Annotated in this window: 3 protein-coding genes; all 3 read right to left on the minus strand. The window is 72.8% G+C overall.

The window, feature by feature from the left end; all coding sequences use genetic code 11:
* A partial coding sequence (locus VN520_RS06840) for a S8 family serine peptidase (RefSeq protein ID WP_325745945.1) occupies positions 1 to 602 on the minus strand: 602 nt, incomplete at its 3' end.
* A complete protein-coding gene (locus VN520_RS06845; RefSeq protein WP_325745946.1) occupies positions 599 to 3,910 on the minus strand; it encodes a right-handed parallel beta-helix repeat-containing protein in 3,312 nt (1,103 codons plus the stop codon). The genes VN520_RS06840 and VN520_RS06845, both read right to left, overlap by 4 nt.
* 147 nt (positions 3,911 to 4,057) lie before the next feature.
* Positions 4,058 to 4,652, minus strand: a 595-nt coding sequence (locus VN520_RS06850; protein WP_325745947.1) for a ricin-type beta-trefoil lectin domain protein, incomplete at its 5' end; no start/stop codon positions are given.

The raw sequence follows: 4,652 nt of genomic DNA on the forward strand, positions 1-4,652 counted from the left end.
AGCGCCGCGTCCCGGCGCGGCAGGGCCACCGCCACCGCGATCACTCCGGCCCGGGCCTCGGCCGCCTCGCGCAGTGCCTCCACGACGAGGTCGGAGCTCGGCTGCCCTCTCCGGTCGGTGCCGCGCAGGGCCAGGATCTCCGCGCCCGGGGCGACCCCGGCGAGGCGGGGGCTGTCCCCTCCGGTCCCGGCGATCAGCCCGGCCAGGAACGTACCGTGCCCGACGCAGTCGTCAGCGGCCGCGCCCGGGGCGGTGACCCGGCCGCTGAGCCCGTTCGCGTCGGGGGCGACCCCGGTGCCGATCAGCGCGACGGTCACGCCCGCGCCGGTGCTGTGCCGGTGCAGCCGGTCCAGGTCGAGGCGCTGGCGTGACCAGTCCTGTTTCGTCGCCTCCTGGTGTGAGGCGGGGGTGCAGACCACCTCGTCGGCCTCCGGGTCGAACGCCGAGGGCATGCCGGGCAGTTCCTGGCCCTTCTTGCCGTCGGCCGCCGGGACCCGCGGGAGGGGAGCCGCCTGGGCCGGGACGGCGGTGGGCAGCAGCAGTGCGGCGGCGAGGCCGGCACCGGACAGGAGGCGGACGGCCCCGCGGGCGGGCGGCCTCATCGGGGAGCCACCTTCGGTGCTGCGGCCGTCACGTCCTCGGGGAGGAGGATGCGCAGGTCGTCCAGGGTGGGCGCGGCCAGCGAACTGAGCCGTCCCGCCTGGCGGGTGACCATCGACTCGACCACCTGGCGGGCCAGGCGGGCGTTGCCGAAGGAGCGGTCCCGGGGCACCGCGTCGAAGTACTCCTTGAGCAGCGGGCCGGTCCCGGGCCCGCACTCGTAGCCCATCTTCGACGCCTGGGCGCGCACGATGGTGACCAGTTCCTCCGAGGAGTAGTCGGCGAAGGCGATGCGGCGCGGGAACCGGGAGGAGAGGCCCGGGTTGGAGGCGAGGAAGCCCTCCATCTCCTCGGTGTAACCGGCGACGATGACGACCACCTCGTCGCGGTGGTCCTCCATCAGCTTCAGGAGGGTGTCCACCGCCTCCTGACCGAAGTCGGCGCCGCCGCCGCGGGGGGTGAGGGTGTACGCCTCGTCGATGAACAGCACGCCGCCCCGGGCCCGTTCGAAGACCTCACGGGTGAGCTGGGCGGTGTGGCCGATGTAGCGGCCGACCAGGTCGGCGCGGGCCGCCTCGATCAGCTGGCCCCGTTCGAGGACGCCGAGCTGGGTCAGGACCTCCCCGTAGAGGCGGGCGACGGTGGTCTTGCCGGTACCGGGCGGACCGGTGAAGACCAGGTGGTTGCTGAGCGAGGGGACCGGCAGTCCGGCCGCGGCACGGTGGCGGGCCGTGGTGATGAGGTTGACCAGATCCGCGACTTCGCGTTTCACCCCGGCCAGGCCGATCATGTCGCCGAGGCGGGTCAGCGGGTCGTCGTCCGGCACGGCGGCCCCGGAGGCCGCCTCGGCGGCGGTGGCGGACACGTCGTCCGGCAGCAGCAGCCGGAGATCGCGCTCGCTGACCTGCGGCTGTGCGGCGAGCCGGACAGCCTGTCTGTCCACCATCTCCTCGAACACCCCGCGCGCGGCACGGCCGTTGCCGAAGCCGGCGTCCCTCGGCATCGCCTCGAAGTGCGCGGCCAGAGCGGCGGCGGTGCCTTCACCCAGCTCGTACTGGTGCTGGGCGCACATGCTCTCCATGATCGCGACGAGATCGGGCACCGAGTAGTTCTCGAACTCGACGGTCCGTGAGAAGCGGGAGGCCAGACCCGGGTTGGAACCGAGGAAGGAGTCCATCTCCCGGGAGTAGCCGGCCGCGACCACCACCACGTCGTCGCGGTGGTCCTCCATCAGCTTCAGCAGCGTGTCCACGGCTTCGCGGCCGAAGTCGGCGCCGCCGTTGCCGCTGTCCGCGGTGAGGGTGTACGCCTCGTCGATGAACAGCACCCCGCCGAGCGCACGCTGGAAGGTCTCGGAGGTCTTGATCGCGGTGCCGCCGACGACCTGTGCGACCAGGTCGGCGCGTGAGACCTCGACCAGGTGCCCGCTGCGCAGCGAACCCAGCTCGGCCAGGATCGAGCCGTAGAGGCGGGCGACGGTCGTCTTGCCGGTGCCGGGCGGGCCCGCGAAGACCAGGTGCCTGCTCATCGGCGGGGCGGGCATGCCGAGTTGTTCACGTCGCTGGGCGAGCTGGGTCAGGTTGACCAGGGTGCGCACCTGCTGTTTGACGTTCTCCAGGCCGATCAGCGCGTTGAGGGCGCCGAGCGGCCCGTCCGCGCGGTCCGGGGAGGGCCCGTCGGCGGCGCCGGACCCGGCCGGGTCGGTGTTCTCGGCGCTGCCGGTTCCCCACGCGTCCCGTTTCCCGTTGCCCGTGCTGTTCAGCCCCTCGACCGCCAGCCGTTCACCGGGCGCGGTCTGCACGAGGCCGCCGCCCTCGTTCTCCCGGGCGAGGCAGTTGACGAGCGAGACCGGCGCGGTGGACTCCACCCGGAAGCCGTCCTGGGCTCCTCCGGTGGCCTCGCAGCCGCTGAGTGAGGCGAGCGCGCCCTCCTGGAGCAGGAAGCCGTGGCCCTTGGGGGCGTGCACCGAGGTGCGGTTGGCGGTCAGCTCGCCGCCCGCGGCGACCAGCACGCCCTCCTCGCCGGATATCTCGACGCGGAAGTCGCGGACGGTGACGTTGCCGCCGTCCTCCACGACGAGGCCGCTGGTGGCGGTGTCGGAGACCCCGCCGCCGGCGAGGTAGAGGGTGCCGCCGGAGGCCACACGCACACCCGCGCCCTTCGGCCGGACGATCTCGCAGTCCTCGGCGCGCCCCCGGGCGTCCCGGGCGGCCACGATGCCGTCGCCGGCGGGCTCCACCAGCCGGGCCCGGCGCAGCAGCGGGTTGGCGCCGCCGAGCACCGAGACCGCCGGTGAACCGCCGATCACCTCCAGGCGGTCCAGTTCCGGCGCCGAGCCCTCGTCCAGGAGCAGTCCGGCCCCGTCGCAGTCGCGGACCGTCAGACCGGTCAGCGCCGGGGAGGCGGCCCCGGCGACCCGCAGCGCCGCTCCCTGCGCGCCGTCCACCCAGCAGTCCTCGAAGGTGCCGCGCGCCCGGTCGGTGACCAGCACACCGTGCCCGCGGACGCGCGAGACACGACAGCGGCGCAGCACCGGGTCGGTGCCACCGGCGAGTGCGATGCCGTTCCCGGAGGCACCGGTGACCCTGACGTCCTCCAGCGTCGTGCGGCCCGCGCTGCTCAGGTGCACGCCGGTGCTGGTGTCGTGCACCACGGTGCGGATCACCGAGACGGCACAGTCCTGCTCCAGGGCGATGGAGGGTTTGTCGGTGGAGGAGATGTCGCAGTCCTCGACGCTGCCGCGGGTCTCACCGTTGGCGAGCACCCCGTTGCCGCGGGCGTCGCGCACCGTGCAGTCACGCATGCGGGCCTCGCCCTGCTCGGCGAGGACCAGGCCGCTGGTTCCCAGGTGTTCGAGTGTGCAGGACTCCACGGTGGTGGGCGTGGTGGACGTCACCACGATGCCCGCTCCTTGCGGGTTGCTCACCCGGCAGTCCCGCAGCGCGAGGGAGCCCGTGCCTCCGGCCAGCATCGCGGTCCAGGCGGCACCGACGATCTCGCAGCCGTCGAACGCGGCCTGCCCGCGCCGTACGTCCACGGCGGGCAGTTCGGCGTCACCGCCGCGCAGGGTCAGCTCGGTGAGCATCACGGCGTCGGCGCGCAGCGCGATCACGCTGCCCGAACGCGGCCGGATCTCCACGGTGCCCCGCCCTTCGGCGGCGGTGAGGGTGACCCTGGTGCTGATCACGAGGTTCTCCGCGTACGTCCCGGGCCGGACGCTGATGAGCGCTCCGGTCCGGGCGGCGGCGAGTGCCGCCCCGATCGTCGAGAAGCGGTCCCCGGGGCCGACCGACAGTACCTGGCGCGACACGCACCAACCTCCTTGCTACGGCGGCTTCTTCTACGGACGCCCCCGTTCGCCGGGGGCGCGTGCCGGCTAGCCGACGGTGTTCATCATGCCTCGTGCCCGGGGCATGGGGATTGCGGGAGGGGTGCTCCCGGCGACGAGGCGTCGCGGTCAGGTGCTCCACTTCTGGCTGTCGGCACCCGTGCAGGTCCACAGTTGCAGCGGTGCCCCACTGTTCCGGTTGCCGTCCTTGATGTCGACGCACATCCCCACGACCGTGTTGACGAGGTCGTGGTTGCCGTTCAGGGTGAACTTCTGGGCGGCGTTGCCGTTGCACCAGACGATCTGCATCGGTGTGCCGTTGCTGAAATCGGCGTTGGCCACGTCCAGGCACATGTTGTTGATGCGGACGGTGCCGTCGGAGGCGAACTGCCACTTCTGCGCGGGGGCGTTGTTGCAGTCCCACACGTGCAGCGCCTTGCCGTCGCTGAAGTCCTGCTCCGGTACGTCGATGCAGCGGCCCGAGAGGTGGCTGCGGAAGGAGACGGGGGCACTGAAGGTGACGCCGGACGCGGCCTTCGCGGGCTGGTTCACCGTGCTGCCGCCGGTCTTCTTCTTCGGGCTCGCCTTCTTCGGCTCGTCCTCCTCCGGTTCGGCGGCCTTCTTCGGCGCCTCCTCGGCCTTGCTCGGCGCCGGGGCCTGCTTCACCGGCTTCTCGGACACCGGTTTCCCGGTCTCCTTCTTCTTGGCTTCGGCCGGGGAAGCG

Origin of the sequence: Streptomyces sp., from assembly GCF_035563135.1 — a bacterium.
In the GTDB taxonomy this organism is placed as follows: Bacteria; Actinomycetota; Actinomycetes; order Streptomycetales; family Streptomycetaceae; genus Streptomyces.